This is a genomic window from Buttiauxella sp. (assembly GCF_035271705.1).
In the GTDB taxonomy this organism is placed as follows: Bacteria; Pseudomonadota; Gammaproteobacteria; order Enterobacterales; family Enterobacteriaceae; genus Buttiauxella.
The window spans coordinates 13,823-33,413 of record NZ_DATERI010000047.1 but is presented as its reverse complement, the minus strand read 5'-3'; the positions used below and the strand labels follow the sequence as shown (position 1 = coordinate 33,413).

The following is a 19,591-nucleotide window of genomic DNA, read 5'->3' as shown; positions in this document are numbered from 1 at the left end:
CACACTGATTTGATAGCGCCCACGGTATTGTTGATCTTCATCAGCACGGGTCCATTCTACCCACTCAGTGGACAGAGTCTGGCTCGCGTCATCACGTTTATCAATGCCGTAGTTTTTTGCCTGAAGAACACTGACAACTTGTGGCCACAGCGTTGTACTACGCGAATTTTCGACCATCAGGGTGGCGGTGTCCCCAGTGAACTGAGTACGTGCGCCACTCACCAATGCCAGAGGTTGAGCAGGCGGACGGATATCCAGCTCTTTGCCTACTGCGCCACTGCCGTTGGTGACCGGAACGTCATATGTGCCATTTTGCACCGGCAGGATCATGCCCGCTGGGGCATGGATGTCCGCCAGTGGAGCAGCATCCAGATAGGATTCATCACCGCTAACCTGGCGCTTGAAACGCTGGTCGGTGCTGCATGCTGCCAACAGCATGGCTAACGAAACCACTGCAACTTTCGCCACCATCGACTTCTGTACTGAGTAAGCCATCAAATCTCCCTAAACTTTACAGCAAACCGGCATGCTTGAGCGCGCTAATAATCACCGGACGACTGGCTTCAGTCAGCGGTGTCATTGGCAGGCGTAAGGTATCGGTTGCCACAAGTCCCAACTCCCTACATGCCCATTTGACTGGGATAGGGTTGGGTTCAACAAATAATTTATTGTGCAGCGGCATCAAACGTTCGTTGATAACGCGCGCTTGCGTATATTGCCCATTGGCGGCCAGTTTACACACTTCTGCCATTTCACGCGCGGCTACGTTTGCCGTCACAGAAATCACACCGTGGCCACCCAACTGCATGAAGTCCAGCGCACTCGCATCGTCGCCGCTCACCAGGATGAAGTCATCTTCAACCAGCACTTTGATCTGGTTTACACGACTTAAGTTCCCGGTGGCTTCTTTGATACCAATAATATTTTTAATTTTCGCCAGGCGGCCTACGGTTTCAGGCAGCATGTCACAACCCGTGCGAGAAGGTACATTGTACAACATCTGCGGCAGGTCGGTGCTTCCGGCGATAGCTTTGAAATGCTGGTACAGCCCTTCCTGAGTTGGACGGTTGTAGTAAGGCGTTACCGTCAAGCAACCCACAATCCCGCTATTTTCAAAACGCTTCGTCAAGGAGATAGCTTCAGAGGTGGCGTTTGCGCCAGTCCCTGCGATAACAGGAATACGGCCATCAGCCAGTTCCAGTGTCATCAGCACCACATCACCGTGCTCGTCATGACTCAACGTAGCAGACTCTCCGGTAGTCCCTACCGAAACAATCGCCGCAGTCCCGCTGGCAACATGGTAATCAATCAGTTTTTTCAGGCTTGACCGGCAGACATTACCTTTCTCATCCATCGGCGTCACAAGCGCGACAATACTTCCAGTGAACATTGGCCATCCTCTGTGCTAACAAGTGTCTCAATGGTACGTTTGGTGCAGGATCAAAAGCAAGTCGTCAGGTGACGCTACACGGTTGTACGCAAGTTTTTTTTGTGCTTTCCTTATGATATCTCACCGATTCACAGGAAGAATACGTTTGACTCCCTCACCACACCATTATTTAGTCATTACGGCCCTTGGGGCGGATAGACCTGGTATTGTTAATACCATTACCCGCCATGTGAGCAGTTGCGGCTGTAATATTGAAGACAGTCGCCTGGCTATGCTCGGTGAAGAGTTCACGTTTATTATGCTGCTGTCGGGCACCTGGAATGCAATTACCCTGATTGAATCGACTCTGCCACTGAAGGGTGCCGAGTTGGACTTGCTCATTGTCATGAAGCGTACTGCGGCACAAGAGCGTCCGGCAATGCCCGCGACAGTCTGGGTGCAGGTGGAAGTGACCGATTCCCCTCATTTAATCGAACGCTTCACAAATCTGTTTGATATTCACCAAATGAATATTGCCGAACTGAGTTCTCGTACCCAACCGGCTCAGGATGGCCAGCCACCACAGCTTTACATCCAGATTACTGCGCATAGTCCCGCCTCAGAAGATGCAAGTAGAATCGAAGATGAGTTCAAGGCCCTCTGTACAGAACTCAAAGCACAAGGCAGTATTAACGTTGTGAATTATCCACAGCAAGATGATTAAGACGGAGAGTTGTAATGAGCCCACTGAAAGCCGGTGATAACGCACCGAAATTTAGCTTGCCTGATCAAGACGGCGAGCAAATAAATTTAACCGACTTCCAGGGACAGCGCGTTCTGGTTTATTTCTATCCTAAAGCGATGACGCCAGGCTGTACCGTGCAAGCGTGCGGTTTGCGTGACAACATGGACGAGTTGAAAAAGAAAGGTGTGGAAGTGCTGGGCATTAGCACCGACAAACCAGAAAAACTTTCACGTTTTGCCGAAAAAGAGTTACTCAACTTCACCCTGCTTTCTGATGAGGACCATCAAGTCTGCGAACAGTTTGGGGTGTGGGGCGAGAAATCGTTTATGGGGAAAACTTACGATGGCATCCATCGTATTAGCTTCCTGCTGGATGGCGAAGGGAATGTCGAGAAAGTGTTTGATGATTTCAAAACCAGCAACCATCACGACATCGTAGTGGACTGGCTGAAAGAAAACATTTAATTACAGCATTAACAATATTAAAAAAGCCGACGTAATGTCGGCTTTTTACTGTTTCTAATTGAGCTTGTCGTCTATTAGCAGAGTATCCGGCCAGGCATGTACCACCGCTTTAACCAGCGTGGCAAGCGGGATAGCAAAGAACACTCCCCAGAACCCCCACAGCCCACCAAAAATCACCACCGACAGAATAATGACTAATGGATGCAGGTTAACCGCCTCGGAAAATAGCACTGGCACCAGCAGGTTGCCATCCAACGCTTGAATGATGAGATAGACGGCAAACAGCGTCCAGAATTCCGTGCCGAGGCCAAACTGGAATAACGCGACGCACACTACCGGAATCGTCACCACAAACGCGCCAATGTACGGAATGAGCACCGAGAGCCCGACCAGCACCGCCAACAGCAGCGAGTAATTCAGGCCAAAAATCACAAAGCCGATATATGTCGCCACACCCACGACCAGCATTTCCAAAACTTTGCCGCGGATGTAATTCGTGATTTGTTGATTCATCTCCAACCACACCTGCCCGGCAAGACCACGATTTCGTGGCAAAACACGGCGCACAGCATTCAACATCTGTTCTTTATCTTTGACCAGGAAGAACACCATCAGCGGGACTAAAATCAAGTAAATAGCCAGCGTTAAGAGGCCAACTAAAGAGGCAAGTGAGTACTTCACAACCTGGTCACCCATGCCCATCATGCGCCCGCGCAAATTCTCAGCGATGGCATCAATAATGCCTGCATCAACCAGGGCTGGGTAACGTCTTAGCAGCGTTGCGGCATAAGCAGAAAGTTTATTAAACATCCCCGGCATGTCACGAATCAGGTAGATCCCCTGCTGCCAGGCGACTGGTGCCACCACTAAAACCATCAACAACAAAATACCGACAAATAACACCAGCACAATCGTCGTCGCCCAGGTACGCGAACACCCTATACGCTGAAGCCGCGCCGTTGGCCACTCCAGCAAATAAGCCAGCACAATCGCCACTAACAGAGGCGCTAACAGTCCATGGAAGAAGAACAGAATGACAAATCCTGCGACCAAAATTACCAGCAGTGCAATAGCTTCCGGGTCGCTAAACCGTCGGCGATACCACTGCAACAACATCTCGAGCATACATTCCTTCCCTGACAGCATTATGCGAAGAGAGATTGTATCTAAATGTCACATTAAAGACTTCGCTTTTTATCGCTGTTCAATGGCGGTTTAAAATTGGCGCAGATAAGATAGATCCTAGCCATGCGGTGGGGTACAGTTCATCGTTGGAAGCGAACAAAATCAGGTAATACTTGTCGAAGATTAACTTTGATTAAACAGGACAGGACGTATGTTCAAGCAGTTGAAAAAATCGCTGGTTGCAACACTGATGGCAGCCTTACTTGCGGGGCCGGCAACACCAGCGTTTGCTGATGAGACCGATCAACTGCCAGATATGGGGACTTCAGCAGCAAGCACGCTGTCAATCGGCCAGGAATTACAAATGGGCGATTATTATGTTCGCCAACTGCGAGGCAGTGCCCCATTAATCAATGATCCCTTGCTCGTGCAATACGTTAACAAACTCGGCATGCGTCTGGTTGGCCATGCCAACTCCGTTAAGACGCCCTTCCACTTCTATCTGATTAACAACGACGAAATTAACGCCTTTGCCTTCTTCGGTGGCAATGTGGTGCTGCACTCAGCCCTGTTCCGTTATGCAGATAACGAAAGCCAGCTGGCATCGGTTATGGCGCACGAAATTTCTCACGTCACGCAGCGTCACCTGGCGCGTGCGATGGAAGATCAGAAAAAGAATGCCCCTCTGACCTGGGTGGGTGCGTTAGGGTCTATTTTACTGGCGATGGCCAGTCCGCAAGCGGGTATGGCGGCACTCAGCGGTACACTTGCGGGTACGCAGCAGGGTATGATCAGCTTTACACAACAGAACGAACAGGAAGCTGACCGCATCGGGATTCAGGTGTTGCAGCGTTCGGGCTTTGATCCACAAGCCATGCCGACATTCCTTGAGAAACTTCTCGACCAGTCACGTTATTCCTCGCGTCCACCAGAGATTCTCCTGACCCACCCATTACCGGAAAGCCGTTTGTCAGATTCCCGAAACCGCGCCAACCAAATGAAGCCGATGGTAGTGCAATCTTCTGAAGATTTTTATATGGCAAAAGCCCGTGCGCTGGGGATGTACAACTCAGGTCGTAATCAGCTGACTAGTGATTTATTGGATAGCTGGTCGAAGGGCAATATCCGTGAGCAACACGCTGCAACGTATGGCCGTTCACTTCAGGCAATGGGCAAAGATAACTGGGATGAGGCGCGCAAACTATTGCAGCCGTTGCTCGCAGCGCAGCCCGGTAATGAGTGGTATCTCGATTTATCGACCGATATTGACCTTGGGCAAAAGAAAACTGCAGATGCGATTAATCGCCTGAAAAACGCCCCTGATTTGAAACAAAACCCAGTGTTGCAGTTGAACCTCGCCAATGCTTATGTGCAGGCAGGCCAGCCCAAACAGGCTGCAGAGCTCCTAAATCGCTATACATTTGCCCATCCAGATGACAGCAACGCCTGGGACTTGTTAGCGCAAGCGGAAGCGGCGTTAGGTCATCGTGATCAAGAACTTGCCGCACGTGCTGAAGTTATGGCGCTGGTCGGGAAACTCGATCAAGCGATTACGCTGCTCAGCGGCGCCAGTTCTCAAGTTAAGTTGGGTAGTTTGCAACAAGCTCGTTATGACGCGCGAATCGATCAGTTCCGCCAATTACAAACACGTTTCCTTCAGTATTCTAAGATGTAACAGGAGTTACGATGTCTACCGCCGTTGCTATTTATCACAATCCGCGCTGCTCAAAGAGCCGTGAAACGTTAAGCCTGCTCAAAGCAAATGGCGTAGAACCCGAAGTGGTGTTGTATCTGGAAACCCCACCAGATGTCACAACGCTCAAGTCCTTGCTGGAGCAATTAGGTTTTGCCAGCGCGCGCGAACTGATGCGTCAGAAAGAGGATGTGTACAAGGAGCTAAATCTGGCGGACGCCATGTTAAGTGAAGAGCAATTAATTCAGGCGATGGTCGAGAATCCAAAATTGATTGAACGCCCAATTGTGTTGGCAAATGGACAAGCGCGAATTGGGCGCCCGCCGGAGTCAGTGCTGGAAATTTTGTAGTGCCCAATAATTGTCGGATGACGCTTCGCTTATCCGACCTACCCGGTTTCATCAGGTTGAGTAGGGTGGATAAGCGCTAGCGCCATCCACCGAAAGATCAAAGCCCTAAAATCTCTTTCACAAACGGGATCGTCAGCTTACGTTGCGCAGTAATAGAAGCGAGATCAAGCTGATCAAGCGTCGTAAACAACGTGCGCATTTCCCTATCCAAACGTTTAAGCAGAAAACGCCCCACGTCCTCTGGCAACTCGAACCCGCGCAGTCGGGCGCGCAGTTGCAAAGCCTGGAGTTTATCGTCATCGGAGAGCGGTTGCAGTTTGTAGATTTGCCCCCAATCAAGGCGCGATGCGAGATCAGGTAATTGCAGATTGAGCTGGCGCGGTGGGCGATCGCCGGTAATTAACAGGCGCGTTTTTCCTGATTCGAGAATGCGGTTATAGAGATTAAAAATCGCCATCTCCCATAGCTCGTCACCCGCCACACACTCGATATTGTCGATACACACCAGCGTTAGCTGCTCCATACCATCGAGTACTTCCGGAACAAACCAGGTGCGTTTATCAAGAGGCACATAGCCGACCGCTTCGCCTCGTTGCGACAGTTCTGCACAGGCGGCATGCAGCAAGTGGCTGCGCCCTCCTCCTTCTCGCGACCAGAAATAGATATAACCGCTGTGGTCCTGACGGAGCACAGACTGGAGGGCGGCGAGTAAAGAAGGGTTATCACCCGGCCAGAAACTTGCAAAAGTTTCATCGTCAGGCAAATAGAGTGGCAGTGATAGCTGTGCCGGTGTATTCAGAATTACCTCAACCATAACAGGCAGAAAAACGCAGAGAGTCTATCACAGAATTGACGACCAGTAGAACCGGGCGAGTACACCGCCCGGCTTGAATCAAAACTACGGTTTTAGGTCGCTATCTTCGGCATCCAACACCACTTCTTCCGGGCGCAGCATGCTGATCAATTTGAAGATTAAGCTTAGACCCACACCGACGATTGTCGCCAGCGCCATACCTTTCAGTTCAGCGGCACCAATATGCACTTTCGCGCCACTTACGCCGATTATCAGGATGACGGATGTCAGGATCAGGTTTTGTGCTTTGCTGTAATCAACTTTTGATTCGATCAACACACGAATACCCGATGCGCCAATCACGCCGTACAACAGCAAAGAGACACCGCCCATCACCGGAACAGGGATGATTTGGATGGCCGCCGCCAGTTTACCGACACAAGAAAGCAGAATCGCCAGAATCGCAGCACCGCCGATAACCCAGGTGGAATACACGCGGGTAATCGCCATCACGCCGATGTTCTCGCCGTAGGTGGTGTTCGGCGTAGAGCCGAAGAAACCAGAGAAAATAGTCGAAACGCCGTTGGCGAACATCGAACGATGCAGGCCAGGATCGCGAAGCAAATCTTTCTTCACGATATTTGCCGTCACCACCAGGTGGCCGATGTGTTCTGCAATCACCACCAATGCCGCAGGCAGAATGGTGAAGATGGCAAACCACTCAAAACGCGGGGTGTAGAAAGTTGGCAGTGCAAACCAAGGTGCATCAATAATTGGCGTCACGTCAACCACGCCCATGACGAAGGAGAGCGCATATCCCGCCAGCACACCGATAAGAATCGGGATAATGGCCAAGAAACCACGGAACAATACTGAACCGAAAATCGTGACTCCAAGCGTCACTAGCGAGATGATGACCGTCGTTGAATCAGCTGATGTACCCGCAGCAGGCAGTAAACCCGCCATGCTCGCCGCCACGCCCGCAAGCTCCAGACCGATGACCGCCACAATCGCACCCATTGCCGCTGGAGGGAACATCACATCCAGCCAACCGGTACCGGCTTTTTTCACAATCAGCGCCACGATACAGAACAACACGCCACACATGATAAAACCGCCTAACGCCACTTCATAACCTAGCGGCAAAAGCAGCAATACTGGCGAAATAAATGCAAAGCTTGAACCCAGATAGGCCGGGATTTTACCTTTACAGATAAAGAGATACAGCAGCGTCCCGATCCCGTTAAACAGTAGAACCGTCGCTGGGTTTATGTGGAACAGGATAGGCACCAGAACGGTGGCACCAAACATGGCGAACAAGTGCTGTAAGCTTAACGGTATCGTTTGCAGCAGGGGCGGTCTTTCACTTACCCCGATAGCGCGGCGTGTCATTGTGTTTTCCTCTGAGGATTGTTTTTTTATAAAAATAATGGGTCGAACAAATCAAAAAAAAGCCGACTTTCAAAGTCGGCTAATTTTGTAATACCCAATATATTTCGGGTTGCAGGAAGGCGGCAACTGAGCAAATCCCAGGAAGCGTAGATTCACTACGTGACCTAAGTTCGCGAAAGCCGCCAACACACCTACAGCCCGAAACATGAAGGGTATCATTTAGTACCAAAAATCTTATCGCCAGCATCGCCGAGGCCCGGAATAATGTATCCGTGCTCATTCAAGCCCTGATCAATAGAAGCAGTAAACAGCTCTACATCCGGGTGCGCTTTTTCCAGCGCTGCGATACCTTCTGGTGCAGCCACCAGAACCAGCACCTTGATGCTTGTACAACCGGCGTTTTTCAACAGGTCGATAGTGGCAATCATTGAACCACCGGTTGCCAACATAGGGTCAACCACCAGCGCCATACGTTCTGAAATGTTAGAAACCAGTTTCTGGAAATATGGGACTGGCTCCAGCGTTTCTTCGTTGCGGTAAATACCTACAACGCTGATACGTGCGCTTGGAACGTTTTCCAGTACGCCTTCCATCATACCCAGACCGGCGCGCAGAATTGGCACGACCGTAATCTTCTTACCTTTGATCTGATCAATTTCTACCGGGCCGTTCCAGCCTTCGATAGTGACTTTCTCAGTTTCCAGATCCGCCGTGGCTTCGTAAGTTAGCAAGCTGCCAACTTCTGAGGCGAGTTCACGAAAGCGTTTGGTGCTAATGTCGTTCTCACGCATCAGGCCCAGCTTGTGTTTGACGAGTGGGTGTTTGACTTCCACGATCTTCATACTCTTTCTCCCCGAGATAGTTGGCCACCACAAAAAAAATCGCCGGATTATACCGCTTTTTTAACGCCGCGCCACCGCTTCGAGATCAAGCTAGTTGAAAAAGAGTATACCCAAAATAATTCGAGGTGCAGGAAGGCGGCAAGCGAGTGAGTCCCAATGAGCTGACTCTGGTCAGTGATTTGGGTGAGTCAGTGTTGCCAACGCACATGCAATTCGAAGTATGCCGGGTATATATCAACAATAATTACTTACCGCTGAATAAGAGGCTCGCAAACGTTTGCCTGCACTGTTAGAATTGCGGCGTTTTTTATTTCTAACCCATCCGCGGGGAATTAGCAGTGACCGACAAAACTTCTCTCAGCTACAAAGATGCCGGTGTTGATATTGATGCAGGTAACGCTCTGGTCGATAAAATCAAAGGCGTAGTGAAAAAAACCCGCCGCCCGGAAGTCATGGGTGGATTAGGCGGTTTTGGTGCGCTGTGTGCGTTACCTCAGAAGTATCGTGAGCCTGTGCTGGTTTCCGGCACCGACGGTGTGGGTACTAAGTTGCGTCTGGCTATGGATTTGAAACGTCACGACACAATCGGCATCGACCTGGTCGCCATGTGTGTGAACGACCTGGTAGTCCAGGGCGCTGAACCGCTGTTTTTCCTCGATTATTACGCGACTGGCAAACTTGATGTTGAAACCGCAGCCAGCGTTATCACCGGTATTGCCGAAGGTTGCTTGCAATCGGGTTGTGCATTAGTTGGCGGCGAAACCGCTGAAATGCCGGGCATGTACCACGGCGATGATTACGACGTTGCGGGTTTCTGTGTCGGTGTGGTCGAAAAATCTGAAATCATCGACGGTTCTAAAGTGACCGACGGCGATGTGCTGATTGCTCTGGCTTCCAGTGGCCCACACTCCAACGGTTATTCTCTGGTACGTAAAGTACTGGAAGTCAGCGGTGCTGACCCACTGACCACCGAATTAGAAGGCAAACCGCTGGCAGATCACCTACTGGAACCGACGCGTATCTATGTGAAATCGATTCTGGAACTGATTGAACACGTTGATGTGCATGCAATTGCTCACCTGACCGGTGGCGGTTTCTGGGAAAACATCCCACGCGTTCTGCCAGACAACACTCAGGCGGTTATCGCTGAGTCTTCATGGCAATGGCCTGCGGTATTTAACTGGCTGCAACAAGCCGGGAATATTAGCCGTCACGAAATGTACCGCACCTTTAACTGTGGTGTCGGCATGCTGATTGCGTTGCCTGCTGCCGAAGCTGATAAAGCCGTTGAGTTTTTGAATGCAAAAGGTGAAAACGCCTGGAAAATCGGTAGTATCAAAGCTTCTGATTCCGCTGAGCGCGTAGTTATCTCCGCAGACTGATCTGAGTTGCCGCAAGCCGGCGACTGAGTGAAACCCTGGGAGCATAGCCAACTATGTGACCAGGGTGATTGCTACGTGGAGGAAAAAGGGATGATGAAACGCATTGTGGTGCTGGTTTCTGGTAACGGCAGCAATCTTCAGGCCATTATTGATGCCTGTAAGAGTAAACAAATTAATGGCGCCGTAGCGGCGGTATTCAGTAATAAAACCGATGCTTTTGGCCTTGAGCGTGCGCGTGAAGCGGAAATTCCTGCACACGCATTAACGGCCAGCCAATTCGCTGATCGGGCGGCATTTGATCGTGAGCTAATGCTCGAGATCGACGCCTACGCCCCGGATCTGGTGGTACTGGCCGGTTATATGCGCATTCTTAGCCCTGAGTTTGTCACGCACTATTCTGGCCGCCTCATCAACATCCACCCCTCTTTGTTGCCTAAATATCCTGGCCTCAATACCCATAGTCAGGTACTGGAAAACGGCGATGAAGTACACGGGACATCGGTGCATTTTGTCACCGAAGAACTGGATGGTGGGCCGGTCATTCTTCAGGCCGAAGTCCCGGTTTTTGACGGTGACGATGAAGACGACATCACCGCTCGCGTGCAGCATCAAGAACACGCGATTTATCCACTGGTCGTTTCCTGGTTTATCGAAGGACGACTGGAAATGCGTGAAAATAGCGCCTGGCTTGATGGTAAAGCGTTACCTTCCCAAGGTTATGCCGCAGAAGAGTAGTATACCCGTCATACTTCAAGTTGTGGGTGCGTTGGCTGCATCCGTGCGCCCCAGTCACATAGTTCACTATGCTCCTGGGGTCTTACGACTTTGCCGCCTGCCCACAACTCGAATTATTTTGGCTATAGACATAATACGATGACGGGCACCCCGCCACCGTTTATCGCACTCGTTCGTTCATCACCTTCATCACCAACACTGTCGCCGCCAGCAAAAGCGTGATGCCATTGGCTACCATCAGGGGAACATCCCCATTGCTCACCCCGTACAACAACCAACACAGCACGCCGAACACAAACACCAGATACATGCTCAGTGATATCGCTTTGGTATCGCGGTTCTTCAGAATATGCAGCACCTGTAATGCAAACGACCCCGTTGTGCAGCATGCGGCAACAGACCCAAGCCAGGCAAAATCAGACATCTTGTTTCACTCCATTGCAATCAACTAACACCCTCTCACGTGCGTTCCAACCTGCAGGCAATGGCTGTGGACGATCAATTTCTACATTACGCAGCGTCAAATCATTAACGCCACAGGCATACAGGGCAGGCAAACCACCAGGATACGCCTCCACGCCGAAGGCGCGTTGCGTTTGTGGATTCAGGCACCAGGCGTTGTCCAGGCCCATTCCGGTTGGTGACAACGGATTACACGGCGGGCGAATGTCATACAAACCCTGTTCGGGTGAGGTGCTGACCCGCTGTGTGAGTTGTAGGCCATCAAAAATGATATGTCTGACTTGCCCAGGTAACTCGCTGTGCATATTTATTGCCCCATCGCTCACCCCAGAAAGGCCGCGAAACTGGATAAATTCGATTTCGCCGGGATCAATTTCTGGGTCACGGGCGCGCACCGAAAGATAAACTGGATCTGCCTTGCCCCAATGGCAGGCGTGGGCCATCTCACAACTAAAGGTAATGTTGCTGAAAATCATGCGGCGTAAACGGCCACCATCCCGGGAGACAAGCCCTATCGCACGGTTTGACTCATAGATTACGCAGTTGGTTACGCAAATATCTTCGATGTCTTCCCAGGTTTCAGTCCCAATTTTCAACGCGCAGCTTTTGGAGCGAAGCGTGCAATTACTCACGACCACTTGCCGTGTTGCACGTTGTAACGGTGCCGGTTTACGGCTGGTCTTCAGGCAAATGGTGTCATCGGCGGCGCTGAAGTGGCTGTTGCTGATATGCACTTGCTGGCAACTGTCGATATCCAGCGCATCCGTGTTCGCCATCGTCAGGTCGTTATCCACGGTGATGCCAGTGACTTTTACCTGCTGACACGCGACGAGGTGAATGGTCCACATTGGGGCATTCTCAATCGTGAAATCCTGCAGTTGGACCTTGGTGCAATCCTCGAAAACAATCATGCGTGGACGCTGTTTAGCAGGCTGCCGATACCCCATTTCATCTGCCTGCGGAGCAAACCAACCTTCTGCATTACCGTTAATTTTCCCGGCACCACAAACCGTAATGTTGTGCGCACCGAAAGCGTACAGAAAAGCCCAGTTGGAACACTCTGCGGTGCTGAGCGTTGTGGCCTGCTGGAAATGACGATAATCATCGCTAACCACCAATTCCGCACCAGCCTGCAAAGAAAGTGTGGTATTTGAATGCAGTGTTAACCCGCCCAGGTTGTAACAACCGCTCTCAACTTCCAGCGTCCCCCCACCCTGTTTCGCCAGGGTATCCAGTGCCTGTTGGAAGCGGAGGGTATCTTGATTTTTATCGTCATTACTCGCCCATTGCGGGGCCAGAGTCAGTTTCATGGTTCTCTCATCACTCAATGTAAAAGACCCTGGCATCTCACCACGTCCTCTTTCTGCACTCTATGGGTTAATACCGCCTGACTGGCAGAAATGCAGCCTGACTCGCAAAATGTGTTTTGCTCAAGGGTAAAAGGTGATCTGCTTCACGCTGGGGTTGAGTGACATTTTTCCTTGGTGATGCAAATCACACTTTATTGCCTTTTTTTGCCTCTGCGTCATTTCAACGGCGTGAAACGATGAACATTTGCTCGATATTTCCCCGCATCCTTCGCATTACTGGACAAAACCCTCTCTGCTGCCGTGGAGACTGCTGCCCACACTTCGTACCGTAAATGCCGAACTCCTTTTTTATCGACACGAGACAAAAGAGCAATGGATAAAATTTCGGAAAAAACAACCGCAACCGCCGGAAGGGAAGTCAAAACCAAAAATATACTCGCCTGGGGGATGGGCGATATTTTTGGCAGTGGCGCGATGACCATTACGGGTCTTTGGCTGCTGTATTTTTATATTGAGGTCGCAGGGCTATCGCCTGCCGCTGCGGCATCCATCTTCGCCATCGCCAAAATTTGGGATGGTATTACCGACCCGGTGATGGGCTATATCACCGATAACATTCGCAGCCGTTGGGGACGCCGCCGGCTGTTCTTTATCATCGGCGCACCGTTCTCACTCACCTTCGCGTTGATGTGGATAAGCGGATACGGCTACTTCTGGTATCTGGGCACCTATTTGCTGTTCAGTACCGTCTTCACATTGCTGATGGTCCCTTACGACACGCTGCCTTCGGAGATGACCAACCGCTACGAAACTCGCTCGAAAATGTCGGGAGCGCGTATGTTGTTCGCGCAAGCCACGGCATTTCTCTCCGCGCTGATACCTGGGCAGATTCTGGCGCATGTCGCAGATAAAGATCAGGCATTTATGCTTATCGGTATTACCTTCGCCGTGCTGTTTTCACTGCCATGGATTTTCGTCTGGCGTGGCACATGGGAGCGTGAAAACCTGCCACCACCGCAAACACAAACTGGGTTGCTCAGCACGCTGAAATCTCTGTATCGGGAAATGCTGTCCACGTTTCGCCTTAAGACCTTCCGCATACATATCATGATGTATGTGGGCGGAGCGGTAGCACTGGATATTTTCGGCTCGCTGTTTATGCACTTCATGACCTATGTGCTGCAAATCAGCGCCGGCCTGGCTTCGCAAGCTCTGAGCCTGATGACGTTGTTCCAGTTTCTCGCCATCCCTGTTTTCACCTGGCTGTGTATTCGCGTCGGCAACGGCCATGCGTATAAAGCGGCTATCGGCATGATTTTGATAAGCCTGGTTTACTTCAGCCAACTTTCGGCCAGCTATGCCTCCATTGGCATGTTGGTGCTGGTCGGGGCTGTCATGATGGGTATCGCGCGGGGTGGCACCTATCTCATTCCATGGAACGTCTACAACTTCTTACCTGATGTCGATGAGGCTTATACCGGCGTGCGCCGCGAAGGGATCTATGCCGGTGTGATGATGCTCACCCGCAAGTTCTCCCAGGCGCTGGCGCTGTTTATTGTTGGTTTGGCGCTTGAATCCTTTGGTTTTACCAAAGGTGTGACAACACAAAGTAGTTCTGCAATCGAGGGTATCTGGTGGGTGTTCGTTGTCGGCCCAGGTGTACTGGCAGTGATGGCGATGTGCGGGGCATTCCGCTTCCGACTCAGCCAGTCACGCCATCAGGTGCTGATAAGCGAACTGGAACGCTTACGTGCGGGTGGAGAACCCGAAGATGCAAGTCCTGAGACCAAAGAGGTTGTCGAGACCCTGACCGGTCACCCGCACAGCAATGCTAACTGGGCATATCGTCCAACCCACGAAGTCACCCTGACTCCAGCCACAACTTCTGTTTAAGGAACAGACCATGACAACGACACTGTTATCCCCAACGCGTGAACATACCACTGAGCTCATTGATAGCCTGATTGGTGGGCTGGTCGACATCAAAGACGCTGATGGACGTTTTTTACAACGCCTCAGTGATGGCCGGATTGTAGATACAAAAGGTTGGGCGGGCTGGGAATGGACTCACGGAATTGGCCTGTTTGGTTTATATCGCTACTATCAAGTGAGCGGTTCTGAGCGTGCCAAAGAGCTTATCGACCGCTGGTTTAGCGATCGTTTTGCCGAAGGTACGCCAGTTAAAAACGTGAATACTGCCTGCCCATTCCTGACGCTGGCATTATGTTATGAGGAGCAACCCAATCCACAATGGCTCCCCTACCTGGAAACCTGGGGCCGCTGGCTCCAGCATCAACTGCCACGTACCGACGAAGGCTGTTTCCAGCACGTAACCTATGAAAATGATCATCACCAGCAAATTTGGGACGATACACTGATGATGGCAGTGTTGCCGCTGGCAAAAATTGGCAAACTCCTTAATAAACCGGAATGGATAGAAGAGGCAAAATACCAGTTTACTCAGCATATTCAGTATCTCGCTGAGCCTAAAACGGGGCTGTGGTACCACGGCTGGAACTTTGAAGGGCGGCACCACTTTGCCGGTGCATTGTGGGCGCGTGGCAATAGCTGGATTACCCTCGCCATTCCTGAGTTTTTGGAGTTGTTAGATTTACCACCGCAAGACGCGCTGTACCGCCAGTTGTGCAATGTTTTGCGCAACCAGGTCGCAGCACTGGCTGAATGCCAGGCGGAGAATGGCCTGTGGCCAACGCTGCTTAACGACCCTGAAAGCTATGTTGAAGCTTCTGCCAGTGCTGGATTCGCAGCCGGGATCTTCAAGGCCGTGCGTCTGGGCTACTTAGAAAGCCACTGGTTGCCAGTCGCACAACGTGCGACCGAGGGGATTATCAAGCACATCACGCCACAAGGTGAATTGACGCAAGTGTCGTTTGGTACGGCGATGGGTCACGACCTCGACCACTACCGAAATATTCCGCTGACCTCAATGCCATATGGGCAAGCGATGGCGATTCTTTGCCTGGTTGAGTCACTGCGTTTACACATTTAGCACCTACGATAAAAGCTTCACCAGCTCGCGGTTCAGACTTCCCGCCAGCGAACGAGCCCGTCCAGCGTCAAACATCACGTGTAGTGCTGGCGGGCCATCCAAAAACTTTGTACAGAAATCTTCCATCTCATGAGCCGTTCCATAGAGTGCCTGAATATTCGCCTGGCAAACTTCACGCAAGCTCCAGTTGTTCTCAACTTCACGCGCGTAGTGCAGCGTAAAAAAAGCTTTTTGGGCATGGATAAATGCCCGGCAATACAAAAACAGCCCCTGCCATTCGGTTTGCCAACGCAGAGCTAATGCCGGAGGGAAACCGGCGTTGTGCGCAAATTCTAATGCCTGACGCTGAACATTTTCCGCCCCAAGCCATGCAATATCTTTCTCGGCAGCAATTAACGAAAGTTTCCGTGACGCCCCTTCACTATCTTTGCTGTCAAAGACAATGTCATCTGCAGAACCGGGTAACCAGTGGTTGCGGTTAAGTTGCCCGTACAAACTCCACACCACCTGACCGTAGCTTTCAGGTAACAGGCTGTGACGATGAAAAACATGGTGACGGGTGTAAATGGAGCTGTAAATCACCTGATGGGCCTGTTCAAACAACACTTCCAAAACCTGAAGCTGTTGCTCATCCGCTTGCCATTGCCAGCACTCCATTAGCCAACTTTTCAGTCGCTGGGATGTACTCTCTGACGGGGAGTTTGGGTCAAGAAATCTTGCACAACTAAAGAGGTTAAATTCACTCAAGGTTCCAATGACACAGTGATTATCGATACCTTCCCAGCTTGCTTTGCACAACACGCCTTTGATAGCCGGGTTGCTGGCCTGGCACCACAGTAATCGTCCCTGCATTTCATCAACACGGATAAACGGTAAGTTTCCCCAACACACTTCTTCCCCTGCGGCGTCAACTTCGGCCCAGACTTCACGTTCGGTAATCGCAAGTAAGGCAGGATTATTAGGGAATTCAGGCCAGAAGCGTTCCGGCGTGAGTTTTACCGATACCGCTACATCGTTCGGTAGACCGGCGATAGCCTCAAGTACTGGTTCAACATCATCATTGCTGGCAGGGAAAAGACGCAGTACCAGATGTTTGTGATGGTGTTTCATCACCTGCGCGGCGGCGTTAAAGCAACAACGGTAAAGTGCCGTGCTGGCCGATTTTTTTTGCTGTGCCACGTTGGTTTTCCAGTCTGGTGCTGCTATCGGCACCAGGCTGTCGGTATTTGAAATTGCCAGTAGCAGGCCATCTATCGCGGGAATCTGTTTACAGACCAGCGCCAGTTTATCTGTCAGATACTGGCTCCAGAAATCAACATCAAAACGCAGGCCGCCGTGACCATCGAATAGCTGCGGGTGTTGCAGGAGTAAATCAGCTGGGAAACCTAACTCTTTAGCCTGAAGATAAAAACGCAAGCCACGCGCCTTGCAGTACTGTGCTAACCGATTTAAGTAAACGCAACAGCCACGCTGATGCACGGATATACGGTCATTATATTGCGCAGGAGTGTAACCCACCGGGGTGACAAGCTTGCCAAGGAGGTCGGTTTGCCCTATCACCACGGTATTAAAGTTATGTGCACAAGCATAATCGACAAACTGACAGGCTTGATGCCAGTTCCATAACTCCTGGTTGTTCAGTTCAAGCGCCCTTGTTTCCCACATTTCCAGATCCCTCCGCTTTATAAAACAGCATTTTAATTAAAAATTAATGCAGCTACTGTCTTGCTTCTCACAGTGCTGAAAGCAAGAAAGAAATTGGTTTACGGGCCATTGTTGGACATTCCACGTCAAAGCTCGCCATAATGTCAGACGTGACGGCATTTTTACGTCCACGAAAACGCAAGTGAGGGCTAATGGGTCAGGATAAGCTGTATATCGAAAAAGAACTGAGCTGGTTGTCTTTTAACGAACGTGTGCTCCAGGAAGCAGCGGATAAAATTAATCCACTGATTGAGAGAATGCGTTTTCTCGGCATCTATTCGAATAACCTTGATGAATTTTACAAGGTCCGATTCGCTGAACTTAAGCGGCGAATTCTGATCAGTGAAGAGCAAGGCACGGCTCCCAATTCGCGCCATTTACTCAATAAAATCCAGGCGCGTGTTCTGAAGGCCGATCAAGAATTTGATGGGTTGTATAACGATCTGCTGTTGGAAATGGCGCGTAATCAGATCTTCTTGATCAACGAACGCCAGCTTTCTCCAAATCAGCAAAACTGGCTGCGCCATTATTTTAAACATTACCTGCGCCAGCACATCACGCCAATTTTAATTAACCACGACACCGATTTGGTGCAGTTCCTCAAAGATGATTACACCTATCTGGCGGTGGAAATTATCCAGGGCAGCGATATTCGCTACGCTCTACTGGAAATCCCGTCTGATAAAGTGCCGCGCTTTGTGAATTTGCCACCGGAAGCACCGCGCCGCCGCAAGCCAATGATCCTGCTGGATAACATTCTGCGCTATTGCCTGGACGACATTTTCAAAGGCTTCTTCGATTACGACACGCTGAACGCCTATTCAATGAAAATGACGCGCGACGCCGAGTATGACCTGGTCACCGAAATGGAATCCAGCCTACTGGAATTGATGTCTTCGAGCCTGAAACAGCGTTTGACCGCAGAGCCGGTGCGTTTTGTTTATCAACGTGATATGCCCGATGCCCTGGTCGAGATGCTGCGTAATAAGCTGACCATCACCAATCACGACTCTGTCGTGCCCGGTGGTCGTTACCATAACTTCAAAGATTTCATTAGTTTCCCGAATGTCGGTAAAGCGAATTTAGTCAACAAACCGTTGCCGCGTCTGCGTCATATTTGGTTCGATAAATTCCGTAACGGCTTTGATGCAATCCGTAATCGTGACGTGCTGCTTTATTATCCGTACCACACTTTTGAGCACGTGCTGGAATTGCTACGCCAGGCTTCGTTCGACCCAAGCGTTCTGGCGATTAAAATCAATATTTATCGCGTGGCGAAAGACTCGCGCATCATTGAATCGATGATTCATGCCGCGCACAACGGTAAGAAAGTCACCGTCGTGGTTGAGTTGCAGGCGCGTTTTGATGAAGAAGCGAATATTCACTGGGCGAAGCGCCTGACTGAAGCGGGTGTGCACGTTATTTTCTCCGCACCAGGCCTTAAAATTCACGCCAAATTATTCCTGATTTCCCGTAAAGAAGGCGACGAAGTGGTGCGTTATGCCCATATCGGCACCGGTAACTTTAACGAGAAAACTGCGCGGCTTTATACCGACTATTCGTTACTCACCGCTGATGCTCGCATCACCAATGAAGTGCGTCGGGTATTTAACTTTATCGAAAACCCGTATCGCCCGGTGACGTTTGAACATCTGATGGTTTCACCACAAAACTCACGTCGCCTGCTTTATGATTTGGTCGACAAAGAGATTGCGAATGCGCAAAACGGTAAACCGTCTGGCATTACTCTGAAACTGAACAACCTGGTCGATAAAGGGCTGATAGATCGTCTGTATGCAGCCTCAAGCTCAGGTGTGAAAGTGGATTTATTGGTGCGTGGCATGTGCGCACTTATCCCTAATCTGGAGGGCATCAGCGATAACATTTGTGTGATTAGTATCGTTGACCGCTATCTGGAACACGATCGTGTGTATATATTTGAAAATGGTGGAGACAAAAAAGTGTATCTCTCCTCCGCCGACTGGATGACACGTAACATCGATTACCGTATTGAAGTGGCTGTTGCTATTCTCGACCCACGCCTGAAACAACGGGTGCTGGATATCATTGAGATACTGTTCAGTGATACCGTGAAAGCGCGCTATATCGACAAAGAACTCAGTAATCGCTATGTACCACGCGGTAACCGCCGTAAGGTGCGCTCGCAATTAGCGATTTACGATTACATAAAATCTCTGGAACAGCCTGAATAACG

Annotated in this window: 18 protein-coding genes; 9 read left to right on the top strand and 9 right to left on the bottom strand. The window is 50.5% G+C overall.

What is annotated here, in order from left to right:
• Both bamC and dapA read right to left on the bottom strand, forming a co-directional pair.
• The coding region (bamC, locus tag VJY99_RS03575; protein ID WP_324116403.1) for an outer membrane protein assembly factor BamC at positions 1 to 495 on the bottom strand (495 nt) is incomplete at its 3' end.
• 16 nt (positions 496 to 511) lie between these two features.
• Positions 512 to 1,390 carry a 4-hydroxy-tetrahydrodipicolinate synthase gene (dapA, locus tag VJY99_RS03570; protein WP_324116402.1) on the bottom strand — a complete coding sequence of 293 codons (879 nt, stop codon included), beginning with the start codon at positions 1,388 to 1,390 and terminating at the stop codon, positions 512 to 514.
• Between the two features lie 145 nt (positions 1,391 to 1,535).
• Between dapA and VJY99_RS03565 the strand changes: the two genes are divergently transcribed.
• Positions 1,536 to 2,093 carry a glycine cleavage system transcriptional repressor gene (locus tag VJY99_RS03565; RefSeq protein WP_324116401.1) on the top strand — a complete coding sequence of 186 codons (558 nt, stop codon included), beginning with the start codon at positions 1,536 to 1,538 and terminating at the stop codon, positions 2,091 to 2,093.
• 14 nt (positions 2,094 to 2,107) lie between these two features.
• Positions 2,108 to 2,578: a thioredoxin-dependent thiol peroxidase gene (bcp, locus tag VJY99_RS03560; RefSeq protein WP_324116400.1), complete on the top strand. Its 471-nt coding sequence runs from the start codon at positions 2,108 to 2,110 to the stop codon at positions 2,576 to 2,578.
• A 54-nt stretch (positions 2,579 to 2,632) separates the two neighbouring features.
• Here the strand turns inward: bcp and VJY99_RS03555 are convergent, their stop codons facing one another.
• Positions 2,633 to 3,703, bottom strand: a complete 1,071-nt coding sequence (locus VJY99_RS03555) for an AI-2E family transporter (protein ID WP_324116399.1) — start codon at positions 3,701 to 3,703, stop codon at positions 2,633 to 2,635.
• 211 nt (positions 3,704 to 3,914) lie between these two features.
• Between VJY99_RS03555 and bepA the strand changes: the two genes are divergently transcribed.
• A complete protein-coding gene (gene bepA / locus VJY99_RS03550; RefSeq protein ID WP_324116397.1) occupies positions 3,915 to 5,378 on the top strand; it encodes a beta-barrel assembly-enhancing protease in 1,464 nt (487 codons plus the stop codon).
• A gap of 11 nt (positions 5,379 to 5,389) precedes the next feature.
• Positions 5,390 to 5,746, top strand: coding sequence for an arsenate reductase (glutaredoxin) (gene arsC, locus VJY99_RS03545; protein WP_324116395.1), 357 nt, complete (start codon positions 5,390 to 5,392; stop codon positions 5,744 to 5,746).
• A gap of 97 nt (positions 5,747 to 5,843) precedes the next feature.
• Here the strand turns inward: arsC and VJY99_RS03540 are convergent, their stop codons facing one another.
• The 3 genes from VJY99_RS03540 to upp form a co-directional block, all read right to left on the bottom strand.
• Positions 5,844 to 6,545, bottom strand: coding sequence for a DnaA inactivator Hda (locus VJY99_RS03540; RefSeq protein WP_324116409.1), 702 nt, complete (start codon positions 6,543 to 6,545; stop codon positions 5,844 to 5,846).
• Between the two features lie 99 nt (positions 6,546 to 6,644).
• Entirely contained in the window at positions 6,645 to 7,931 is a 1,287-nt protein-coding gene (uraA, locus tag VJY99_RS03535; protein WP_324116393.1) for a uracil permease, read from the bottom strand.
• 215 nt (positions 7,932 to 8,146) lie between these two features.
• Positions 8,147 to 8,773 carry a uracil phosphoribosyltransferase gene (upp, locus tag VJY99_RS03530; RefSeq protein WP_324116391.1) on the bottom strand — a complete coding sequence of 209 codons (627 nt, stop codon included), beginning with the start codon at positions 8,771 to 8,773 and terminating at the stop codon, positions 8,147 to 8,149.
• A 338-nt stretch (positions 8,774 to 9,111) separates the two neighbouring features.
• Between upp and purM the strand changes: the two genes are divergently transcribed.
• Positions 9,112 to 10,155, top strand: coding sequence for a phosphoribosylformylglycinamidine cyclo-ligase (purM, locus tag VJY99_RS03525; protein WP_324116389.1), 1,044 nt, complete (start codon positions 9,112 to 9,114; stop codon positions 10,153 to 10,155).
• 93 nt (positions 10,156 to 10,248) lie between these two features.
• Positions 10,249 to 10,890, top strand: a complete 642-nt coding sequence (gene purN / locus VJY99_RS03520; protein ID WP_324116407.1) for a phosphoribosylglycinamide formyltransferase — start codon at positions 10,249 to 10,251, stop codon at positions 10,888 to 10,890.
• A gap of 160 nt (positions 10,891 to 11,050) precedes the next feature.
• On the opposite strand, the gene VJY99_RS03515 is transcribed toward purN, so the two are convergent.
• Both VJY99_RS03515 and VJY99_RS03510 read right to left on the bottom strand, forming a co-directional pair.
• On the bottom strand, positions 11,051 to 11,314 hold the full coding sequence (locus VJY99_RS03515) for a SemiSWEET transporter (protein WP_324116387.1): 264 nt from the start codon (positions 11,312 to 11,314) through the stop codon (positions 11,051 to 11,053).
• Positions 11,307 to 12,662 (bottom strand): glycoside hydrolase family 28 protein, encoded by a 1,356-nt coding sequence (locus VJY99_RS03510; protein WP_324116385.1) that lies wholly within the window; start codon positions 12,660 to 12,662, stop codon positions 11,307 to 11,309. The genes VJY99_RS03515 and VJY99_RS03510 overlap by 8 nt, the downstream gene beginning before the upstream one ends.
• 447 nt (positions 12,663 to 13,109) lie before the next feature.
• Between VJY99_RS03510 and VJY99_RS03505 the strand changes: the two genes are divergently transcribed.
• Together VJY99_RS03505 and VJY99_RS03500 are read left to right on the top strand one after the other, a co-directional pair.
• Complete coding sequence (locus VJY99_RS03505) at positions 13,110 to 14,555, top strand: MFS transporter (protein WP_324116405.1); 1,446 nt, start codon at positions 13,110 to 13,112, stop codon at positions 14,553 to 14,555.
• A 10-nt stretch (positions 14,556 to 14,565) separates the two neighbouring features.
• On the top strand, positions 14,566 to 15,672 hold the full coding sequence (locus VJY99_RS03500) for a glycoside hydrolase family 88/105 protein (RefSeq protein WP_324116383.1): 1,107 nt from the start codon (positions 14,566 to 14,568) through the stop codon (positions 15,670 to 15,672).
• 3 nt (positions 15,673 to 15,675) lie between these two features.
• Here the strand turns inward: VJY99_RS03500 and VJY99_RS03495 are convergent, their stop codons facing one another.
• Positions 15,676 to 17,337 carry a hypothetical protein gene (locus VJY99_RS03495; protein ID WP_324116381.1) on the bottom strand — a complete coding sequence of 554 codons (1,662 nt, stop codon included), beginning with the start codon at positions 17,335 to 17,337 and terminating at the stop codon, positions 15,676 to 15,678.
• 191 nt (positions 17,338 to 17,528) lie between these two features.
• On the opposite strand from VJY99_RS03495, the gene ppk1 reads away from it, so the two are divergent.
• Positions 17,529 to 19,589: a polyphosphate kinase 1 gene (gene ppk1, locus VJY99_RS03490; RefSeq protein ID WP_324116379.1), complete on the top strand. Its 2,061-nt coding sequence runs from the start codon at positions 17,529 to 17,531 to the stop codon at positions 19,587 to 19,589.
• Positions 19,590 to 19,591 lie beyond the last annotated feature (2 nt).

Bases quoted from the DNA above. Each gene is read 5' to 3' on its own strand.
- arsC (WP_324116395.1), top strand. From the start codon at position 5,390: ATGTCTACCGCCGTTGCTATTTATCACAATCCGCGCTGCTCAAAGAGC.
- uraA (WP_324116393.1), bottom strand. From the start codon at position 7,931: ATGACACGCCGCGCTATCGGGGTAAGTGAAAGACCGCCCCTGCTGCAA.
- purN (WP_324116407.1), top strand. From the start codon at position 10,249: ATGAAACGCATTGTGGTGCTGGTTTCTGGTAACGGCAGCAATCTTCAG.
- bcp (WP_324116400.1), top strand. From the start codon at position 2,108: ATGAGCCCACTGAAAGCCGGTGATAACGCACCGAAATTTAGCTTGCCT.
- dapA (WP_324116402.1), bottom strand. From the start codon at position 1,390: ATGTTCACTGGAAGTATTGTCGCGCTTGTGACGCCGATGGATGAGAAA.
- VJY99_RS03515 (WP_324116387.1), bottom strand. From the start codon at position 11,314: ATGTCTGATTTTGCCTGGCTTGGGTCTGTTGCCGCATGCTGCACAACG.
- VJY99_RS03505 (WP_324116405.1), top strand. From the start codon at position 13,110: ATGGGCGATATTTTTGGCAGTGGCGCGATGACCATTACGGGTCTTTGG.
- VJY99_RS03510 (WP_324116385.1), bottom strand. From the start codon at position 12,662: ATGAAACTGACTCTGGCCCCGCAATGGGCGAGTAATGACGATAAAAAT.
- VJY99_RS03555 (WP_324116399.1), bottom strand. From the start codon at position 3,703: ATGCTCGAGATGTTGTTGCAGTGGTATCGCCGACGGTTTAGCGACCCG.
- VJY99_RS03500 (WP_324116383.1), top strand. From the start codon at position 14,566: ATGACAACGACACTGTTATCCCCAACGCGTGAACATACCACTGAGCTC.
- VJY99_RS03495 (WP_324116381.1), bottom strand. From the start codon at position 17,337: ATGTGGGAAACAAGGGCGCTTGAACTGAACAACCAGGAGTTATGGAAC.
- bepA (WP_324116397.1), top strand. From the start codon at position 3,915: ATGTTCAAGCAGTTGAAAAAATCGCTGGTTGCAACACTGATGGCAGCC.
- upp (WP_324116391.1), bottom strand. From the start codon at position 8,773: ATGAAGATCGTGGAAGTCAAACACCCACTCGTCAAACACAAGCTGGGC.
- ppk1 (WP_324116379.1), top strand. From the start codon at position 17,529: ATGGGTCAGGATAAGCTGTATATCGAAAAAGAACTGAGCTGGTTGTCT.